Raw genomic sequence first — 1,049 nt, forward strand, 5'->3', positions numbered from 1 at the left:
CTAGCAAAGCACAGCGACGACAGGATCGCCTTTTTAGACGAGCACATTTACAAAAAGCAGCTCTGGACGCACCAGCCACTAAGTGACTTTTGGCGTATCGGTAAGCAAACTAGGCTAAAGCTCGAAAAATGCGGCATCTTTTGCATGAAAGATATCGCAAATGCGCCAAAAAGCCTGCTTGAAAAAATTTTTGGCGTCGATGCCTACATCACGATCGATCACGCAAACGGCATAGAGCCAACGACGATAGCTGAGATAAAGGCCTATAAACCAAGCACGAAGTCCTACTTTAGCTCGGAAATTTTGCCTAGAGACTACGAGCGCTGCGAGGCGGTGATCGTGCTAAAAGAGATGGCTGACAGGCTCGCGCTTAGGCTCATAAACAAAGATGTGAGGGCGAGTGGGCTAACGATAAATGTGAGATTTGCCGATAAGCTCGAGCCTCAGCAACGTGCGAGCGTGAGGTTTAAAACGCCAACAAATGTCTCAAGCGTGCTGATGAGTGCGGCTGAGGAGCTATTTTTAAACAAGATAAAAAATGTCGGGCTAATCAGGCAAATAGGCATATCTGCAAACGATGTGTTAAAAGAAAATTTGGTTGAGTTTAGCCTGTTTGAAGATGACGCCAAAGAAAAAGCGGTGCTAAAGTCGCTAAATTTGATAAAAGAGAAATTTGGTAAAAACTCAATCCTGCGCGCGATCGACCTGCTGCCAGAGGCGACTGGGCAAGATAGAAACAAAAAGATCGGAGGGCACAAGAGCGGTGAGTAAAGATAGGGCGAAAATTTTTAGCTCGTTTAATCCTCTCTCAACATTAGAGCGAGCCTTGCGCCAAAAAGAGCGAGAAAAATGCGAAAAACTAGAGCATGACGAGAGCAAAGTCGATGAAATTTTAAAAAAAATAAGCGAGATAAAGATAGCTGATGAAGTGCGTGTGAGCTACCACGACGGCTTTACTTACGTAAAAACTAGCGGCCTAGTATCGGATGTAAATTTCAAAGATAAAATCCTCATAATCGTAAAAACTAAAATCAAATTTGAGGATATAA

General features: G+C 43.7%; 1 protein-coding gene and 1 pseudogene. Both read left to right on the forward strand.

Annotation, left to right across the window (positions count from 1 at the left end; all coding sequences use genetic code 11):
* Positions 1-771 (forward strand): annotated as a pseudogene (locus tag CYP26_RS06235) (DNA repair protein); the annotation flags it as partial.
* Positions 764-1,049, forward strand: a 286-nt coding sequence (locus CYP26_RS06240; RefSeq protein WP_103630791.1) for a YolD-like family protein, incomplete at its 3' end; no start/stop codon positions are given. The pseudogene CYP26_RS06235 and the gene CYP26_RS06240, both read left to right, overlap by 8 nt.

This window comes from Campylobacter concisus (assembly GCF_002913225.1).
GTDB lineage: Bacteria > Campylobacterota > Campylobacteria > Campylobacterales > Campylobacteraceae > Campylobacter_A > Campylobacter_A concisus_J.